This window comes from Aquimarina litoralis (assembly GCF_039523995.1).
GTDB classification, from domain to species: domain Bacteria; phylum Bacteroidota; class Bacteroidia; order Flavobacteriales; family Flavobacteriaceae; genus Aquimarina; species Aquimarina litoralis.
In genome coordinates this window covers 97,126-116,257 of the sequence record NZ_BAAAGE010000001.1, presented here as the reverse complement: position 1 = coordinate 116,257, position 19,132 = coordinate 97,126, and the positions used below count along the sequence as shown (strand labels likewise).

Sequence of the window (19,132 nt, the reverse complement as noted above, 5' to 3'; positions counted from 1 at the left end):
TTGTTTTTGAAAATTTTCGCAGAAATTCCTACTTTTGGTTTTATGGCAATAGCAGAAGAATATATCAGACTTATTTTTGGTCTGAAAATCAAGCAGATACGAACAGATAAGGATTTGTCACTTTTTGGTTTATCTAAATTAAGTGGATTGTCTAAATCGTATTTGAATGAAATAGAAAAAGGAAAAAAATATCCGAAAACGGATAAAATTATAAAACTAGCCGAAACTTTAGAGGTGCCTTATGATAGTTTGGTTTCTCTAAAGTTGGATAAAAATCTTGCGCCGATTGGAGAGATTTTGCAATCCGGAATTTTGGATGAAATACCACTTGAATTATTTGGTATTCAGCAAAGTGATCTTATCGATATTATCGCCAATGCACCCTCAAAAGTAAATGCTTTTATTAGTACTATTATAGAAATAGCACAACATTATAATATGAGTAGAGAGGGGTTTTACCTAGCTTCTCTAAGATCTTATCAAGAAGCACATAATAACTTTTTCAAGGATCTAGAGGATACAGCAGTGCGTTTTGCAAATTCATATCAGTTGGATTTATCTGGTAACATTGGAGCAGCAGAATTAGAAGAAATCCTGATAGAAGAATATGGATATACCATAAATACAAAAGGAATACCGAAACAGGAAGAGTTGGATAACTTGAGATCGGTATTTGTGCCTACAACGAAAACATTGTTATTATCAGATAGAGTAGATGAACCTCAAAAAACATTTATTTATGCAAAAGAATTGGGGTATCAGTATATGAAAATTACCGAAAGACCTTACACTTTCTCATGGATACGTTATGATAATTTCGAAGAGGTGTTACATAATTTCTATGCATCTTATTTTGCTGGAGCACTTATTATTCCGAGAAATCATCTCAAGGAGCATCTGAAGGAATTGTTTGGTGAAAAGAAATTTTCTGAAGATGCATTTCATAAGATAATGAAGTTGTATAATGCTTCGCCAGAATCGTTTTATCAGCGTTTAACCAATGTCTTGCCAAAGGATTTCGGAATGCAAAATGTGTTCTTTTTAAGATTTACACATAAGAAAGGAATTGAACGATTTAATTTAGTAAAAGAATTGCATATTACGCATCAACAACAACCACATGCTAATGAGATCAATGAGCATTATTGTAGAAGGTGGATGGCAATTAAAACATTACAGAGGACGGCTAATAATGATTTGCCGTATTCCTTTGATATACAGATATCAGATTATGCAGATACAGATCAGCAATATTTAGTGTTTACTTCGGCAACCAAAGATCCGTTTAGAAAAGACTACTATCGTAGCATAGGAATAGGTTTTCTAATCTCTAATGCCTTAGAAAAAAAGATCAGCTTTGTAAACGATGCTAAAATACCAAAAGTAAAAGTAGGGGTTACCTGCGAATCGTGTTCTATTGCAGATTGCGAAGTAAGAAAAGCACCTCCAAAACGTTTGTTGTCAAAAGAAAGGTTTAGAAGAACATCTCAGTTAGTAGCAGATATTGTAAAGGAGTATTCTTAGAGGGTGTTAGGTATTTGAATAATTTTAACTTCCGAAATAAGGTTTCCATTTTGGTCAATACCTTCGATAAATATTTTTACTTCTTTATTAAGCGTGTTCAAAAATGAAAATTCATACTCATTATTCTTGTTCTTTTTGGTATTAGGAATCCATCCTAATACACCATATTGTTTAAAAAATAGGCTATCGTAAGATTTATATTTTGGGGTATAGAATGCCTTTTTAGATTGGAAACCATTGATTACTGTGATTTTACTCACATGTTGTTCCGTAGGTATTGAATTTATATTGGCACCATAAACAGAAATAGAATTTTCGTGAGCTAAGTCATTAGTAATTATAAAAATTTCTTCTACGTTTTCCAGATTTATTCCATTTAGTTTCCCAATAAAAGGTGTTGTTTGAATCCCATTAACAAAAAATTTAAATGAAACTGTATCATTATTTGTTTTTTTAATAACCTTAAAAGGGAAAAGACCGACATCTGGCACAATTGCAAAACCTCTTGTAGTAAGATATCTTCTTAGGTGAACTTGCGCTTTTCTTTCTCCATCATCCAAATAGGATTTATGCCTTCCAGAAATAACAGCGCCCGTATTACTTTTTCGTTTAGGTGTTTTTTTTGCAAATAACAAAACTTCATCCAATTGTTCTGCAGATTGAAATAGCTGTTCTTTTGCCATATCTGTATTAGTATTTGTTTTTTGTTTTTCGTCAAAGAAATATGACTTGTTTATAGCTGAGACTTTCTCGCTAAATTCTGGAGGTATAAAAGAAGTAATACGTGCTTTAATGTTCGAATTTGTTGGTTTGTTTTTGTTGTCATTGATTAAGAATTGTAAACTAGTAGAATCCTTCAAGAAAAGATTTCGATATTCAAAATTTCTTAAGGGCTTTCCATTTTCTGGTAGTAAAAGGTCGGTAAATTCATTTTCAGGAGATGTAATTAAAAGGTTATTTTTCTCAGACATGATTCTGTTAATAGCTCCTTTTAGGGTCATTCCTTGTTCATGTTCAGTTGTATATGCTATATTGTCTCTAAAAATATTATTCCAATTGTATTTACTCCAACCTTGGGTTAATAATAATATGTCAAGATCATATTTTTTTCTTTTGGTTACATTCTGGAAATAATATGCAGGATTTTCTATGTAGCTATTTATGAAGGGTTGTAGATATGTAGAGTTAATTATGGATTTGTGATTGGAATTGGAAATGGTTTCAACGGGTAGAATGGATACACTTACAGATGCGTTTTCTACAAGTAGGTTCTTAGATTTTATGTTAAAGGAAGTTACAATACTATCCTCTTTTATAGTAGTTTTGATGTTTTCGGAAGCTATTATTTTATCATGAAAATCATTGAAAATTAATCTCTCAGCGATTGGATTGTTATTATGATCGAATAATGAAATTGTATTAGTTCCAAAAGGCAGGTCTTTAAGAGGGATTGCTAATTTTATTGCAGTAGTATTCTCTTTAAAAGAAGCTGTTAACCCTTTGGTTTTTTGATATTGATGTATAAGAATATGAAATTGTTTTTCTTTAATAGAAGAAAGTGTAGCCTCATTGGTTTTAAGTTCTACAATTAACATCGGTTTTATAGGATGTAAAGAGCATTGCAGTAAAACACCTTTAGATTGTGGTTTTGGGATTTGAGTTTTGATTCTAGTATCGTCGATATTAGAAACGATATAATAGTTTTTGTTAGGTAAAGGCGTAAAGGTAAATTTACCCATGCCAAATTTATTGAGATTGAATGTTGATATTGGCATATCAGACCCCTGTTCAAACAACTCAGAAACTACTTTTTTTACCCCTAGGCCTTTTTGATTTATGACTTTGATTCCGCAAATGTTAAGTACGCCTTCTAACAAATTTCCTCCTTCGGGGAGTACCTGAATGTCATATGATTTTTTTATTTCGTTCTCAGTCTTCTCTGCAGGCTGTTGCGATAAGTTCTTGATTTTGATTTGTTGGTAATAGCGTTGGTCCTCTGTAAAGTTTTCTTGATGTGCTGTAGAAGCCATTAACACATAATCTCCAGTACTAAGAGTTTTTGGTATTGTAAAATTACCATCTGCAAAACCATAATTAACCAGGAATAATTTATGAGCTATTTTTTCTCCTAAGTCATTGTAGAGTGTTATATATAGGTTTTTAGTAATTGCAAAAGGTTTGTGTGTGCGATGATCTTGGATATATGCTTTAAACCAAATTTCTTCATTGGTAATATAAGTGGTTTTGTTAGTATGAAGATGAATGATCTCACGTTCTAGGGTAAAATATTCATTTTTTTTAATCAATACTTGGTTGATAGAATCAATTTTTATTTGCCCTGTACCTATCGTATAATACAAGCAAAAAATGACTAAAAGGATGTTTTTTGATTTGTGCATGATGAATTTTTCCCTTAAAATACAAAAAACATCAGAAAACACTCATTATGAATGACTTAGTTTTTAAGTAATTTTGTAGTACTAAAAATATGGGGCGTTATTATCATTAATATTTTTGTCGATATAAACTTAAAAGCACTGAAAATACTCTGGAATCAATTGTTATCTTAAAAATGATATAAGAGAACATTTAAGTTGATAATCATGTGTTGTCAAAACTGTTTTATAGGTTACTAGGTATTTGAATAATTTTAGCTTCCGAAATAAGGTTCCCTTCTTGATCGATTCCTTCTATAAAAACCTTTGCTTCCTTAATAGCAGTGTCTTTAAAAGAAAATTCATATTCGTTATTTTGATTTTTTTGAACATTTGGGATCCACCCTAAGACACCATATTGTTGAAAAAATAAGTTGTCATACGATTTGTATTTGGGAGTGTAGAACGCCTTTTTAGATTGAAAGCCATTGGTTACCAATAATGATTCAACTCTTGTTTGGTCATATAAATTAGGATACCATAAGACTAATATTAAAGGAGGTAAATTTACTTCATCTCTAATATATAGCTTGTATACATCCTTGAGACGAATTTGACTTGCAAAATCAGGATTTTTTGAAATTCCGTTTACAATAAAAGGATAGCTTTTAAATTTACCTCTATATTCTCGTGCGAAAATGGGAGTAGAATAATCTCCTGTTTTAGGGTTTGTTCTTGTTATTTGAAAATACCTCGTACGCAAATAACTCATTAGATTTGAGGTTCGCTTCATATCTTCCGGAATGTATGCTTTATGTCGATTAAACCAATATGCTCCTCTACTTCTATACTTTTTTTTCGTAATAAAAACTTGTTCTAATTGTTGTTCGGTTTTAAAGAAATCCTGATCGAGATCTAAGCTTGTTTTATTGGTTTCACTAAAATAATTTTGATTAGGAGTAGAGGCTATCAAAAACGCTTTTTCATTAGAGTTAGCAGGGTTAAAAGATTTTATACTAGCTTTTACATTGGCATTGGTGACTTTGTTTTTGTTGTTAATAAGTGCGAAATGTATTTTGCTAGAATCCTGAAAGATTAGGTTTTCAAAAATAAAGTGTCGAAGTGGTTTGTCATTTTCAGAACCAATAATTTCGGTAAATTTATTTTTACGTGAGTTTACTAGGAGTTTGCTTTCTGGTGTATTCGTTATATTGATAGCTCCTGTTAAGGTGATTCCGTTTTCATGTGGCACAACAGGTAGTTTGATATCGCTAAAAATGTTTTTCCAGTCATATTTGCTCCATCCTTGGGTTAATAATAAAACATCTAGATCCTGTTTTTTTCGGTTTGTAGAATTTTTAAAGTAATATTCTGCATTTTCTACATATCCTTTTACAAAGGGTTGTAGATATATTGAATTGATAATAGAGCCGTTATCATTATTAGAGATAGTTTCCACGGGTAGTATGGATACGCTAATAGAAGCATTATCGATATTTTTGTTTTTTGATGTTAATTTTAGAGTGGTAATAATACTGTCTTTTTTAAGATTGGTTCTTACAATTTTAGAGGAAAAAGATTTATTATGAATATTGTTAAAAACAAGTCTTTCAGCAATTGGATTGTAATTTTCATCAAAGACTGATATAGTATTTGTACCGTAAGGCAGTTTTTCTAATGGTATTGCTAATTTCATTGTTTTTTCTGTATCAGTAAATGACATGGAAAAGCCAGTATTTTTCTGATATTGATGAATGATGATATGAAATTCTTTGTTTCTAATAGAAGGCAGTGTTGTTTGATTAGTGCTTAAGTCTACAATAAGTAATGGTTTTGAAGGGTGGAAAGATGTTTTTAGAGTAATTCCTCTTTTTTGGACAATAGGAAGATCTGTTTTGATTTCAGTATTTCCAATAGTAGAGATTACATAGTATTTTTCATTAGGTAAAGGCGTGAATGAGAATTTTCCCATTCCAAATTTATTAAGATATACCTGTGTTATTGGTTTTTGATTTCCCTTTTGATATAGTTTAGAGTTTACTTCTTTTACACTATGACCTTGTTGATCGATTATTTTAATCCCACAGGTATTTATAATTCCTTCTAATAGATTTCCTCCTTCGGGTAGTACTTGAATATCATAGGATGCTGTTAATTCATCAGATGTTTCATTGATCTCTGGTTGGGATAAGTTTTGGATTGTTATTTTTTTATAATACCGTTCATCTTCTTTAAAGTTGTCCTGATGTGCTGTTGAAGCCATTAGGGTATATTCTCCTGTGGTAAGATCTTTCGGTATGTTAAAAGCACCATTAGCCAGCCCTTTTTCTGTTAGATATAGTTTATGCTGTATTTTGTCACCAAGCTCATTATAGAGTGTTAAGTATAAATTTTTTGTAGTAGGAAAAGGTTTATGATTTATATGATCCAATACATAGGCTTTAAACCAAATTTCTTCATTGGTAATATAGGTGGTTTTGTTAGTGTGTAGATGAATGATCTCACGTTCTAAGGTAAAATATTCGCTTTTTTTGGTTAATACCTGTTTAACAGCATCAGGTCTTACTTGTCCTAAACTTATGGTAACGTATAAACAAAAGAATAGTAAAAGAGTGTTCTTTGATTTGTGCATGATGAAAGTTTATTAGTGAACCAAAATGAAAAAGCCTTGATTACAAATAGCTTTTAATACACGTATCATAACCTAATGAAATGTTACCATACTTTTCGGTTTTTCAGTGTATTGATGCGTAATTTTAACTTTTTGTTAATATTGTGCCTTTATAAGTATACAAAAATGAATCGATTGATTCATTTACTGCTAATGGTCAAATCTATAGGTTACGACAGATTTTTTTTTGAGTCGATAACCTTATTTAAACTAGCTAAATAAGTTGGTATTATTTGTCTAATGGTTCTATCAATTTAAACTTTTCTTCATTTGAATCACTTTGCACAATTAACAGGCTTCACTAAATGAATCAAAACTGTTTTGTCGATAAGAACGTTATAAGAACTATTCTTAGAGGTTACTAGGTATTTGAATAATTTTAGCTTCCGAAATGAGATTTCCATTTTGATCAATACCTTCGATAAATATTTTCGCCTCTTTACTTAGTGTGTTCAAAAATGAAAATTCATACTCATTATTCTTATTCTTTTTAATAGTAGGAATCCATCCTAAGATGCCATATTGGTTGAAGAAAAGATTATCGTATGATTGATATTTGGGGATGTAGAAAGTTTTTTTGGATTGAAAACCGTTGGTGACTAAAAATAAATCTAGCGGCTTATCATTATTGTTTAAATAATTTTTTTGTGAGGTGTAAAGTTGTATAGAATTTGGTGTTACTATATCTTTTTCGACTATAAAAATATCATCAACAATATCTAACTTAATACCTAACAATGATGTGATGTTTTGAACAGGTTGTTCATTTACAAAAAGTTGAAAAGGAATTAGGTTACCATTTAAACGTCTCCATATTGTAATTTGGCCAAATCTATTCGTTTTAAGCACGAAGGATTTTGTAACTAAATAGTTTTTTAAGTTTTTTAATGATGCTTTTACTTCCTTATCTAGGTATTGTTGGTAAACTTTTGGAAGAATTCTGCCCGAGGCAGTTTTTCGTTTTATTCGTTTATTTCCAATAATAAGAACTTCTTCTAATTTCTCATCAGTTTTAAAAAGTCGAGTTCTATTGATAGAATCAATGTTAGAGATAATATCGTTCACTGAACCGGCGGAGAAAGCTTTGTCTGCAAGTTGTTTCGCTCTTTGATTGTTATCTATAGGTTGAAATGTTATAATATTTGCTTTAACCCTAGCATCTGAAGCTTTACTGTTTTTATCATTAACTACAAATTGTAAATTAGTAGAATCCTTCAAGAAAAGATTTCGATATTCAAAATTTCTTAAGGGCTTTCCATTTTCTGGTAGTAGAAGGTCGGTAAATTCATTTTCAGGGGATGTAATTAAAAGGTTATTTTTCTCAGACATGATTCTGTTAATAGCTCCTTTTAAAGTCATTCCTTGTTCATGTTCAGTTGTATATGCTATATTGTCTCTAAAAATATTATTCCAATTGTATTTACTCCAACCTTGGGTTAATAATAATATGTCAAGATCATATTTTTTTCTTTTGGTTACATTCTGGAAATAATATGCAGGATTTTCTATGTAGCTATTTATGAAGGGTTGTAGATATGTAGAGTTAATTATGGATCTGTGATTGGTATTGGAAATGGTTTCAACGGGTAGAATGGATACACTTACAGATGCGTTTTCTACAAGTAGGTTCTTAGATTTTATGTTAAAGGAAGTTACAATACTATCCTCTTTTATAGTAGTTTTGATGTTTTCGGAAGCTATTATTTTATCATGAAAATCATTGAAAATTAATCTCTCAGCGATTGGATTGTTATTATGATCGAATAATGAAATTGTATTAGTTCCAAAAGGCAGGTCTTTAAGAGGGATTGCTAATTTTATTGCAGTAGTATTCTCTTTAAAAGAAGCTGTTAACCCTTTGGTTTTTTGATATTGATGTATAAGAATATGAAATTGTTTTTCTTTAATAGAAGAAAGTGTAGCCTCATTGGTTTTAAGTTCTACAATTAACATCGGTTTTATAGGATGTAAAGAGCATTGCAGTAAAACACCTTTAGATTGTGGTTTTGGGATTTGAGTTTTGATTCTAGTATCGTCGATATTAGAAACGATATAATAGTTTTTGTTAGGTAAAGGCGTAAAGGTAAATTTACCCATGCCAAATTTATTGAGATTGAATGTTGATATTGGCATATCAGACCCCTGTTCAAACAACTCAGAAACTACTTTTTTTACCCCTAGGCCTTTTTGATTTATGACTTTGATTCCGCAAATGTTAAGTACGCCTTCTAACAAATTTCCTCCTTCGGGGAGTACCTGAATGTCATATGATTTTTTTATTTCGTTCTCGGTCTTCTCTGCAGGCTGTTGCGATAAGTTCTTGATTTTGATTTGTTGGTAATAGCGTTGGTCCTCTGTAAAGTTTTCTTGATGTGCTGTAGAAGCCATTAAAACATAATCTCCAGTACTAAGAGTTTTTGGTATTGTAAAATTACCATCTGCAAAACCATTATTAACCAGGTATAATTTATGAGCTATTTTTTCTCCTAAGTCATTGTAGAGTGTTATATATAGGTTTTTAGTAATTGCAAAAGGTTTGTGTGTGCGATGATCTTGGATATATGCTTTAAACCAAATTTCTTCATTGGTAATATAAGTAGTTTTGTTAGTATGAAGATGAATGATCTCACGTTCTAGGGTAAAATATTCATTTTTTTTAATCAATACTTGGTTGATAGAATCAATTTTTATTTGCCCTGTACCTATCGTATAATACAAGCAAAAAATGACTAAAAGGATGTTTTTTGATTTGTGCATGATGAATTTTCCCTTAAAATTTGAAATCTAGATAATTAATTTAAATTATCTGTATGAAATTATATGTTTTTTTATTTTGATAAACACTTTTGTTAGTTTATGTCAATACATACATTAATGTTACAATAAGTTATTTTTGAAATCTTAAAAATAAAGTAATAATCATGAATAATTCTTTTTTTGATGAACACCTAAATCAAGGTAAGTTTATACATCTTTCTTCTACAAAAGCTTTTATTTTTGATAAAGGAGAAGGGATTCCTGTGGTTTTCTTTCATGGTGTTCCGGCATCATCGTTTTTGTATAGAAAAATTATCAATACTATTGCTAAAAATGGGGTGAGAGGGATTTCTTTTGATTTGTTAGGACTGGGATTGTCTGATAGACCAGCGGATTATAATTATAGTTGGACGGGTCTTGGGAATTGGTCGGTAGAGGTTATTGAAAAATTAGAATTAAAGAAATTTCATGTAGTGCTTCATGATATTGGCGGGCCTGTAGGTAGTGAAGTGATTTCTAAAATGCAAGATCGAATTTTATCTGTAACTATTTTAAATACTCTTTTAGTCAATTTACCACAATTTAGAAAACCGTTTCCGATGGGATTTTTTCCGATACCAGGAATTGGTGAGTTGTTTATAGCTACTACGACACCCTTTTTATTGAAAAAGTTGATGCATCTCAGAGGGATTTATAGAAAAGAAGTTTTTGGAATTGAAGTAGCTAAGACATATCTACAATTCTTAAAAGGGAAAGATCAAGCAAAGTCTTTTCTGAAAATAATGAGAGGTTTTGAACCAACAGCAGAAAAGGAAAAGTTGTATATATCATCCATAAAAAATCTTAATGTTCCTAAACAATTAATTTGGGGGATGAATGATAAGGGACTTACTTATGAAAAGTATGGTGTTCCGATTAAAGAAGTTTTAGAAATTGAAAAAATAACAAAAACAGAGGGTTCGCATTTTTTACAAGAAGACTGTTCGGAGGTAATAGCCGCTAAACTGTTAGAGTTGGTACAGCAATAAATACTGATGCATTTATTTTATAAAAGTAGTACTTAATTTATCCAAATATTGAGCTGTTGTTTCTTTAAGGTAAATACCCATGGCAATAGCAGCTTTGTCCAATAAATTTATTTTAAAGAATGTATAATCAAAATGATGGGATGTTCCACTCGTTAAATCCAGACGTTTTTGCGTTAATATTTCGCATTCAGACCTCGAAATATTATTAACTCCTCCTGCATCAATATAATTGCGTAGTCTTTTTTCTGTAGCGATTAACGCATCTTCTAGAATTGACAAGCTTGTAGCAGCATCCGCAAGGATCTTTCGCTGGATGTTGATCTGATCGATAGCAATCTCTTTATCAGATTGTATTTGTTTGTCAGTTTTTTCTACCGAATAATAATCTTTGTCGATATCTTGGTTAAACTGTTTAATGGTTTCTAAGTGAATAGTTGCTAGTATCCGCATCTCAACGATTACTGCTTCAAATTTTGATTGAAGCATACTGTAGTATTTACGTTCTCTAGCAAGGCTTCCTTGGTCATGTGGATCGTTGGCAACTAAGAAAAAATCCAATACTCCTTTCTCAACCTCATAGTCAATAGCTCTGGTTTTGGTGAGTAATTGCGAAAAAGGTTCTGCTTTTAAATTGAATCTTTTGGTTAATGCTAAAATTTCATCCAGAGATTCTGTGGTAGACGCCTGAAACTTGTCATCATCTATAGGAGAAGGTTGCGGTTTATTAGGTTTGGGTTTGTTGTTCTTTCCGTCTTCTTCAAACAAATCATCATATAAGCTCGACATAGAATATTGAAAGTTGCTATTGGTTAATTTTTGTTGTAAATATCAAAGATACTGTTTTATAAAAACAATCCCTGTTTCAAAAACTCTTGAAACAGGGATTTTATATTTTTAGTGATTGGTAAATGCTACCAAAATCACTAAATTATTTTCGATTTCGTCTTACGATCTACATCATTCCTGGCATTCCACCACCCATTGGAGGCATTCCTCCTCCAGCTGGAGCATCTTCTTTAATATCAGTTAAAGCACATTCTGTAGTAAGGATCATTCCAGAAACAGAAGCTGCATTTTCTAATGCTACACGAGTTACTTTCTTAGGGTCAATAATTCCAGCTTTTAGCATATCTACATACTCTTCAGATTTTGCATCATATCCGAAATCATCTTTTCCTTCGAGAACCTTAGAAATCACAACAGAACCTTCTCCACCAGCATTTTCTACAATTGTTCTTAATGGCGCTTCGATAGCACGGTTTACGATTTGTACTCCAGTTGCTTCATCAGCATTTTCAGTTTTTACACTGTCAAGAACTGATTTAGCTCTTACTAATGCAACACCACCACCAGCAACAATACCTTCTTCTACTGCAGCACGAGTTGCATGAAGTGCATCATCTACACGATCTTTCTTTTCCTTCATTTCTACTTCAGAAGCAGCACCAACGTACAATACAGCAACACCACCAGCTAGTTTAGCTAAACGCTCCTGTAATTTTTCTCTATCATAATCAGAAGTAGTAGTTTCGATCTGAGATTTGATCTGATTTACTCTATTCTTGATTAAGTCTTCTGCACCAGCACCATTTACAACGGTAGTGTTGTCTTTATCGATAGCTACTTTTTCTGCAGTACCTAAATGCTCAATTGTAGTGTTTTCTAAAGTGAATCCACGCTCTTCAGAAATTACAGTTCCTCCAGTTAGAATTGCGATATCTTCTAGCATTGCTTTACGTCTGTCTCCAAATCCTGGAGCTTTTACAGCAGCAATTTTTAACGCTCCACGAAGCTTGTTTACTACTAATGTAGCAAGTGCTTCACCATCTACATCTTCTGCAATAATTAGAAGAGGTTTACCTGTCTGAGCTACGGGCTCAAGAATTGGTAATAAATCTTTCATTGCAGAAATTTTCTTGTCAAATAATAGGATATATGGACTTTCTAATTCGGTAGTCATTTTTTCGCTATTGGTAACGAAATACGGAGAAAGGTATCCTCTATCAAACTGCATTCCTTCAACTACATCTACGTATGTATCAGTACCTTTAGCCTCTTCTACAGTAATTACTCCTTCTTTTCCTACTTTACCAAAAGCCTGTGCAATAAGATCTCCAATAGTCTCATCGTTATTAGCTGATATTGCTGCAACTTGTTTGATTTTGTCAGAAGAACTTCCTACTTCTTTCATTTGTTTCTCTAAATCAGAAGTGATAGCTTCAACAGCTTTATCAATTCCTCTTTTAAGATCCATTGGATTTGCACCAGCTGCAACATTTTTTAATCCTTCTTTTACAATAGCTTGTGCTAAAACAGTAGCAGTAGTAGTACCATCACCAGCAAGATCATTCGTTTTAGAAGCTACTTCCTTTACCATTTGTGCTCCCATGTTTTCAAGAGCATCTTCTAATTCTACTTCTTTAGCAACAGAAACTCCATCTTTAGTTACTGTTGGAGCTCCAAAAGATTTGCTGATAATTACATTACGACCTTTAGGTCCTAACGTTACTTTTACTGCATTGGCTAATGCATCCACACCGCGTTTAATACCGTCACGTGCTTCTATGTCAAATTTTATGTCTTTTGCCATAATATTTTAATTTTTAATTTCATCCTATTAAAATTTTATATAGGAAATATTGAAATTTTGAGTTGTGTTTTGATTGAATTATTAAACGATTGCTAGGATATCGTCCTCACGCATAATTAAATAGTCCTTGCCATCTAATTTTAACTCAGTACCAGAATACTTTCCGTAAAGTACAGTATCACCAACTTTCACAGTCATTTCGTGATCTTTTTTACCGCTACCTACAGCAGCGACTTTACCTTTTTGTTGCTTTTCTTGTGCTGAATCAGGGATGTATAATCCTGATGCCGTTTGCGTTTCCGCTGGAAGTGGCTCAATTACCACACGATCTGAAAGAGGTTTAATATTTACTCCCATTATGATTAGTTTTGTATTTTAAAATTTAAACGAATTATTCGAAGCTGTATAATTCAGAAATTATGCCAGCTACTTGATACTGACAAATTGAAATAAAAAATGCCGACTGTATGACAAGTCGGCATTTTTTATAGTTTCATTAACCTTATTATTCTTCAGGTGTGTCATCTATAGCAGGTGTGTCAGGTGTGTCCTGAATTACCTCTACATCATTAGTATCAACAGTTGGATCCTGGCCAGCATTACCTCCCATTAAGTCTACATTAGATAAAAGGATAAGTGCTAATAATAAAGTAGCTAATGCCCATGTACTTTTGTCTAAGAAATCTGTGGTTTTCTTTACTCCACCTAACTGCTGAGTTCCACCTCCACCAAAAGAAGAAGAAAGACCTCCTCCTTTAGGATTTTGTACCATAATTACTACCACCAATAAAAAAGAAACGATGATGATTAGTATTAAAAATATTGAAAACGTTGTCATTATATATTGTTATTTATTTTCTTGTAATTTTTTGATCGCTCGAATTTGGTCTGCAAAGAAACCACTTTTTTCGGGATTTTTCAAAATTAATATTTTATAGGCCTGAATTGCTTTTTTGTACTTTTTCTGAGCTAAATAAACACGTGCTAAAGTTTCTGTCATTAACTCATCTGGAGCGACCATATGTTCATTTGCCAAATTACGAGATGGGGCATTCTTTTCAGCAGGTTTGATTTTAGGATTGTTAGCTATAAATTCATCGATCAAATGGAATTTATGTTCCTGTTCATTTGGTTTTTCATTTTCAGTTTGTTGATACTGATCTTCAGAATTTATTGTCGTTTCGTTTGTACGATCTATAGGTAGTGTTGATGTAAGCTTTAACCATTCTGCAAAAGAATGAGATTCCTTTTTATCAAAATTAAGAGGTTTATCAATTTCTAATACTGTTTCAAAAGCTTTTCTACCCTCTTCGGGTACTTCATGAATTTCATCTTTTTCCGATTGTTCTATGATCATTTCTGTCATAGTTACATTGTTATCAATAGGAGTATCTTTTGATGAAAATAAGGAAGGATCTAAAACCTCTTCTGCTTCTTCGATATTCATGTCGACAGCATCATCCATAGATATTCTTGAAAGCGCCTTGATTTCCTGAGCGCCCACTACATCTATATCATTTTTGTTTTTCTTTTGTACCGTATCTTGTGAAGTACTATCAAAAAGCTTAGAAGTAATGAAATCAAATAATACAGCTCTGTCAGTAGTGTAAGCTGCGGTGGTCTTTAATTCCTGATTATATCTAAAATCTTCATTTTGTTTTAATCCTTTTAGTATCAGAGCTCTTACAGGTTGGAAATAAGGAAACTCCTGAATTATCTTTTCCAGATTTTCTGTGTGCTCTTTGGTAATTAAAGAGGGGTTTTGAAACAAATATGTGAGCTCTTTGGCGTTCAAAAATGATGATTTATAAAGTTACCATTTGGCTAAGGTAGCGTTTAGAATGTCTTGGGTAATTCGTTCATAAATCACCTGAATAGCTTCATCTCTAACCGCTGTTTCAGCTTGCGATGCAGGGTAATCAAAAAAGAAAGAAAAACGTTTTTCTACATCTTCTTTAGGATTTTTGGTGTCATAGAAACGAACATTAACTGCAATTGTTAATCTGTTCTGTGCTGCAGTATTGGCAGAAGTAGCATTAGTAGGTGCTACATAATACTGAACAATTTCCCCTTCATAAGCCAGATCACCATTTGATGTTACTAAATCTAGATTGGTTTGGTTAAGAATTATATCTTGTAATTGATTGGTAAAGGTTTGATCAATACCAGGAATTATAATGGAAGCTTGATTTTGGAAAAAACCTACTTGAAATGTTTTAGTATCCGGAGAGATGTTAGTTCCTGTAAAAGAATAAGCTCCACATCCTTGGATAATAAAAAATCCAACGAGTGCTATGATTGTATATTTGATTTTTTGTATCAAGGTGAAATTTTTTAGTTTACGAATTCTAAATATGTATTAGTATTGTTTAGAGGTCGTATTGTTTGATTTTTCTATATAATGTTCTTTCGCTAATTCCTAGTTCTTCGGCAGCTGCTTTTCGTTTTCCGCGATGGCGTTCTAGTGATTTTTTAATGAGTTCTAGTTCTTTATCATGTAAAGAAAGGGTTTCTTCTTCTTCAATTTCTTCTGCAAAATGATACTTGTCATCTTCTTTTATAGATGATGTTTCAGCAGGTGTTATTTGTAAGACTTCCGTAGTATGTTCCGTAATTGGCTCTTCAAAAGGTATTTCGGTTTCTGCTTTGTCATCTCTATAAATTTTTCGGATAAGTCCTTCATGTTCCTTTTGTACTTGTTGTGAATTGCCACTTTGCATTAACTCCATAGTCAACTTTTTGAGATCATTAAGATCATTTTTCATATCAAAAAGCACTTTGTACAAAATTTCTCTTTCATTGCTAAAATCACTCTCTTTCTTGTTGGAAGAAACAACCGCTGGTAAATTACTTCCGATGTCAGGTAAATATCCTCGTAATGTATTCGAAGATATAGTTCTGTTTTGTTCAAGGACTGATATTTGCTCTGCAATGTTGCGTAACTGCCTAATATTACCACTCCAATGATACTTTTCTAAAAGCTGCACCGCACCATCTTCTAATCGTATGGTAGGCATTTTATATTTGGTTGCAAAATCGGAGGCAAATTTTCTAAATAGTAAATGAATATCATTTTCTCGATCTCGCAAAGGTGGAAGTAGAATTTCAACCGTACTTAAACGATAGTATAAATCTTCACGAAATTTTTCCTTTTTGATCGCTTCGAACATGTTTACATTGGTAGCTGCAACGATACGGACATCTGTTTTTTGTACTTTAGAAGACCCTACTTTGATAAACTCTCCATTTTCTAAAACTCTTAATAATCTAACCTGAGTAGTTAGTGGTAATTCTCCAACTTCATCCAAAAAAATAGTTCCTCCATCAGCAACTTCAAAATAACCGCTTCTAGTAGAGGTTGCTCCTGTGAAAGCTCCTTTTTCATGACCAAACAATTCACTATCTATAGTTCCCTCTGGAATGGCTCCACAGTTTACGGCTATATATTTGCCGTGTTTTCTATGAGATAGAGAGTGTATAATTTTAGGAATACTTTCTTTTCCAACACCACTTTCTCCAGTAACTAAAACAGAAATATCCGTAGGAGCTACCTGAATAGCTTTTTCTATAGATCGATTTAGTTTAGGATCATTTCCTATGATTCCGAATCGTTGTTTTGTGGCTTGAACTGATTCCATTAATACAATTATATTAGTTGGTTGTTGTTTATTTAATTATTGTCCGAATATCCTACGGCTTCTCCAATCAGCGTTGCACTCGTGCATTCATCAATTCTTACCATCACAAAGTCACCAACTTTATAGTCTCCTTTTGGGAAAACGGCGACAGTGTTTTGTGTAGTCCTTCCACTCCAATGCGCATCAGATTTCTTAGAGGCTTTTTCGATCAGAACTTCTACAGTTTGTCCGATAAAAGCTTGATGGCGATACTCACTATGAGTTCTTTGTAATTCGATAATTTCTGCTAATCGTCTTTTCTTAACTTCTTCCGGGATATCGTCTTCCAGTTTTCTGGCAGCAAGTGTTCCAGGGCGTTCGGAATAAGCGAACATAAAACCATATTCATATTTTACATATTCCATTAAGGATAATGTGTCTTTATGGTCTTCTTCTGTTTCTGTAGGGAAACCTGTGATAATATCCTGAGAAATAGCGCAGTCAGGAATCAAACGTTTAATATTGTCTATTAGTTCAAAATACTCTTGTCGCGTGTGTAAACGATTCATTTCTTTCAGAATACGATCGCTTCCACTTTGTATAGGTAAATGAATGTATTTACAAATATTCTTATGTTTCGCCATTACTTCGATAACATCCATCGTCATGTCTTGTGGATTCGAAGTAGTGAAACGAAGTCTTATTTTAGGATGCTTTTCAGCGACCATATCCAGTAATTTAGCAAAATTCACTGCTGTTGCTTTTTGAAAATCACTTGCTTTTTCAAAGTCTTTTTTCAGACCACCACCATACCATAAGTAACTATCTACATTTTGACCCAATAAGGTGATTTCTTTGAAGTTTTTAGCAACAAGATCGTCTATTTCTTCTATAATACTCTGTGGATCACGGCTACGCTCTCTTCCTCTTGTAAAAGGAACAACACAGAAAGTACACATATTATCACATCCTCTGGTTATGGATACGAAGGCAGATACTCCATTGCTTTGTAAACGAACCGGAGAAATATCACCGTAGGTTTCTTCTTTAGATAAAATAACATTCACAGCATTGCGCCCTGCATCAACTTCTTCAATAAGATTCGGAAGGTCTTTGTAAGCATCTGGTCCTACAACAAGATCTACAATTTTCTCTTCTTCCAAAAACTTGCTTTTAAGTCGCTCCGCCATACAACCCAGAACGCCTACTTTCATTCCAGGATTGATTCTTTTAACAGCATTGTACTTTTCTAAACGTTTTCTAACGGTTAGTTCTGCTTTTTCTCGGATCGAACAAGTGTTTACCAACACTAAATCTGCATCTTCTAGATTTTGTGTGGTGTTAAATCCTTCTTTAGCTAGGATGGAGGCTACAATTTCACTATCACTAAAATTCATCTGACATCCATAACTTTCTATAAAAAGCTTTCTGGTGTTTCCTTCTTTTTTATCAAGTGACAATGCCTGCCCTTGTATGTTTTCATCAATAATCTTCTCCATGCGTTATAATATCCTTGCTAGTTCAATTCAAATAGTGTGCAAAGATACTTTTTAAAACAATATATGACAAAGTGGCAGGGTAATATTTGTTTAAATATTTATATTTGAGAGAACTAATAAACTAAATCCATCATTATATATGAATTCCAATCAACTCTTCGAAAGAATAGAAAACTCCAAAAAACCAGAATTTGGTGATATTTTATCTAAAAGTTTTGAATTATATAAGAAAGTGTTTTCTAAAGGTATCATACATGCATTGATAATGTTTGCGTTAGCAATTCCTTTTATACTTGCTGTTTATATTCCTCTTTTACCTTTCTATATAGATATGCTTCAAAACGCAGGTGATCCATACTATCAACCAACATTTTTAGAAGGTTTCTCTGTTGTTATGATTATTGTTTGGGTGATAGTGATATTTGCATTGTCATTTGTTATGCAAGTTTTAAATATATCTATATATGGTCATTTTCTTAAGGTTGTTAAGAATGAAGATCTTGGTTTGACGGAAGAAACAGGAGGTTATTTTACGATTGCAAAGAAATATTTTGGTAAAATCATTTTAATTTCCCTTGCTAATATGGGAATATCAATAGTAGCTATGTTAGCTTGTTACTTCCCTCTTTTCTACGTCATGGTACCCTTACAGTTAGTAATTCTGATATTTATTTTTAATCCTGAAATGAGTGTGGAAAATATTATAAAAGCAGCCTTTAAATTAGGAAATAAATATTGGTTTACTTTTTTTGGATTAATCTTTATCTCTGGATTACTTTCTGCACTTGGAATCATATTGTGTTATATAGGTGTCATAGCAACATTGTTTTTTTCCTATGTAGTGATGTATTATATGTATAAAGATACTATAGGTTTTGAAGAGGAAAATAAATCCGAAAGCTGGAATGTAATCGTTGAATAATAGAAAATAAAACCTGCAGTTCTGCAGGTTTTTTTAATATAATTTTTTGTGAAAAAATTTTGATCTCAAAAAATTCATATACTTTTGTTCTCAGAAAATCCCTTATTATAAGGTAACCACCAACTAAAAATGTTTATTAGAAGTTCCAT

The 19,132-nt window shown here is 32.3% G+C and carries 14 protein-coding genes; 3 read left to right on the top strand and 11 right to left on the bottom strand.

Annotated elements, in window-relative coordinates; all coding sequences use genetic code 11:
- The first annotated feature begins 42 nt into the window (after nucleotides 1-42).
- A complete protein-coding gene (locus ABD077_RS00365; protein WP_343911956.1) occupies nucleotides 43-1,524 on the top strand; it encodes a helix-turn-helix domain-containing protein in 1,482 nt (493 codons plus the stop codon).
- Here ABD077_RS00365 and ABD077_RS00360 read toward each other — a convergent pair.
- The 3 genes from ABD077_RS00360 to ABD077_RS00350 all read right to left on the bottom strand — a co-directional run bounded on the left by ABD077_RS00360 (nucleotide 1,521) and on the right by ABD077_RS00350 (nucleotide 9,327).
- Nucleotides 1,521-3,923 carry a hypothetical protein gene (locus ABD077_RS00360; protein WP_343909386.1) on the bottom strand — a complete coding sequence of 801 codons (2,403 nt, stop codon included), beginning with the start codon at nucleotides 3,921-3,923 and terminating at the stop codon, nucleotides 1,521-1,523. The two genes, ABD077_RS00365 and ABD077_RS00360, sit on opposite strands and share 4 nt — an antisense overlap.
- A 223-nt stretch (nucleotides 3,924-4,146) precedes the next feature.
- The gene (locus ABD077_RS00355; protein ID WP_343909384.1) at nucleotides 4,147-6,531 is read right to left on the bottom strand and encodes a hypothetical protein; all 2,385 of its coding nucleotides are present in this window, start codon (nucleotides 6,529-6,531) and stop codon (nucleotides 4,147-4,149) included.
- 390 nt (nucleotides 6,532-6,921) lie between these two features.
- Nucleotides 6,922-9,327, bottom strand: a complete 2,406-nt coding sequence (locus tag ABD077_RS00350; RefSeq protein ID WP_343909382.1) for a hypothetical protein — start codon at nucleotides 9,325-9,327, stop codon at nucleotides 6,922-6,924.
- Nucleotides 9,328-9,491: 164 nt separating this feature from the next.
- Between ABD077_RS00350 and ABD077_RS00345 the strand changes: the two genes are divergently transcribed.
- A complete protein-coding gene (locus tag ABD077_RS00345; protein WP_343909380.1) occupies nucleotides 9,492-10,355 on the top strand; it encodes an alpha/beta fold hydrolase in 864 nt (287 codons plus the stop codon).
- A 12-nt stretch (nucleotides 10,356-10,367) separates the two neighbouring features.
- Here ABD077_RS00345 and ABD077_RS00340 read toward each other — a convergent pair whose 3' ends face one another.
- The 8 genes from ABD077_RS00340 to miaB all read right to left on the bottom strand — a co-directional run bounded on the left by ABD077_RS00340 (nucleotide 10,368) and on the right by miaB (nucleotide 18,061).
- Entirely contained in the window at nucleotides 10,368-11,141 is a 774-nt protein-coding gene (locus tag ABD077_RS00340; protein ID WP_343909378.1) for a hypothetical protein, read from the bottom strand.
- A 166-nt stretch (nucleotides 11,142-11,307) separates the two neighbouring features.
- Nucleotides 11,308-12,945: a chaperonin GroEL gene (groL, locus tag ABD077_RS00335; RefSeq protein WP_299605790.1), complete on the bottom strand. Its 1,638-nt coding sequence runs from the start codon at nucleotides 12,943-12,945 to the stop codon at nucleotides 11,308-11,310.
- An 81-nt stretch (nucleotides 12,946-13,026) separates the two neighbouring features.
- Complete coding sequence (locus tag ABD077_RS00330) at nucleotides 13,027-13,302, bottom strand: co-chaperone GroES (RefSeq protein ID WP_219007873.1); 276 nt, start codon at nucleotides 13,300-13,302, stop codon at nucleotides 13,027-13,029.
- A 148-nt stretch (nucleotides 13,303-13,450) separates the two neighbouring features.
- Nucleotides 13,451-13,783: a preprotein translocase subunit SecG gene (gene secG, locus ABD077_RS00325; protein ID WP_343909375.1), complete on the bottom strand. Its 333-nt coding sequence runs from the start codon at nucleotides 13,781-13,783 to the stop codon at nucleotides 13,451-13,453.
- 9 nt (nucleotides 13,784-13,792) lie between these two features.
- Nucleotides 13,793-14,740 carry a hypothetical protein gene (locus ABD077_RS00320; RefSeq protein WP_343909373.1) on the bottom strand — a complete coding sequence of 316 codons (948 nt, stop codon included), beginning with the start codon at nucleotides 14,738-14,740 and terminating at the stop codon, nucleotides 13,793-13,795.
- 18 nt (nucleotides 14,741-14,758) lie between these two features.
- On the bottom strand, nucleotides 14,759-15,265 hold the full coding sequence (locus ABD077_RS00315; RefSeq protein ID WP_425545856.1) for an LptE family protein: 507 nt from the start codon (nucleotides 15,263-15,265) through the stop codon (nucleotides 14,759-14,761).
- Between the two features lie 49 nt (nucleotides 15,266-15,314).
- Nucleotides 15,315-16,583, bottom strand: coding sequence for a sigma-54 interaction domain-containing protein (locus ABD077_RS00310; protein ID WP_343909369.1), 1,269 nt, complete (start codon nucleotides 16,581-16,583; stop codon nucleotides 15,315-15,317).
- Nucleotides 16,584-16,615: 32 nt separating this feature from the next.
- The gene (gene miaB, locus ABD077_RS00305) at nucleotides 16,616-18,061 is read right to left on the bottom strand and encodes a tRNA (N6-isopentenyl adenosine(37)-C2)-methylthiotransferase MiaB (RefSeq protein WP_343909367.1); all 1,446 of its coding nucleotides are present in this window, start codon (nucleotides 18,059-18,061) and stop codon (nucleotides 16,616-16,618) included.
- Between the two features lie 139 nt (nucleotides 18,062-18,200).
- On the opposite strand from miaB, the gene ABD077_RS00300 reads away from it, so the two are divergent.
- On the top strand, nucleotides 18,201-18,983 hold the full coding sequence (locus ABD077_RS00300) for a hypothetical protein (protein WP_299898300.1): 783 nt from the start codon (nucleotides 18,201-18,203) through the stop codon (nucleotides 18,981-18,983).
- Nucleotides 18,984-19,132: the final 149 nt, after the last annotated feature.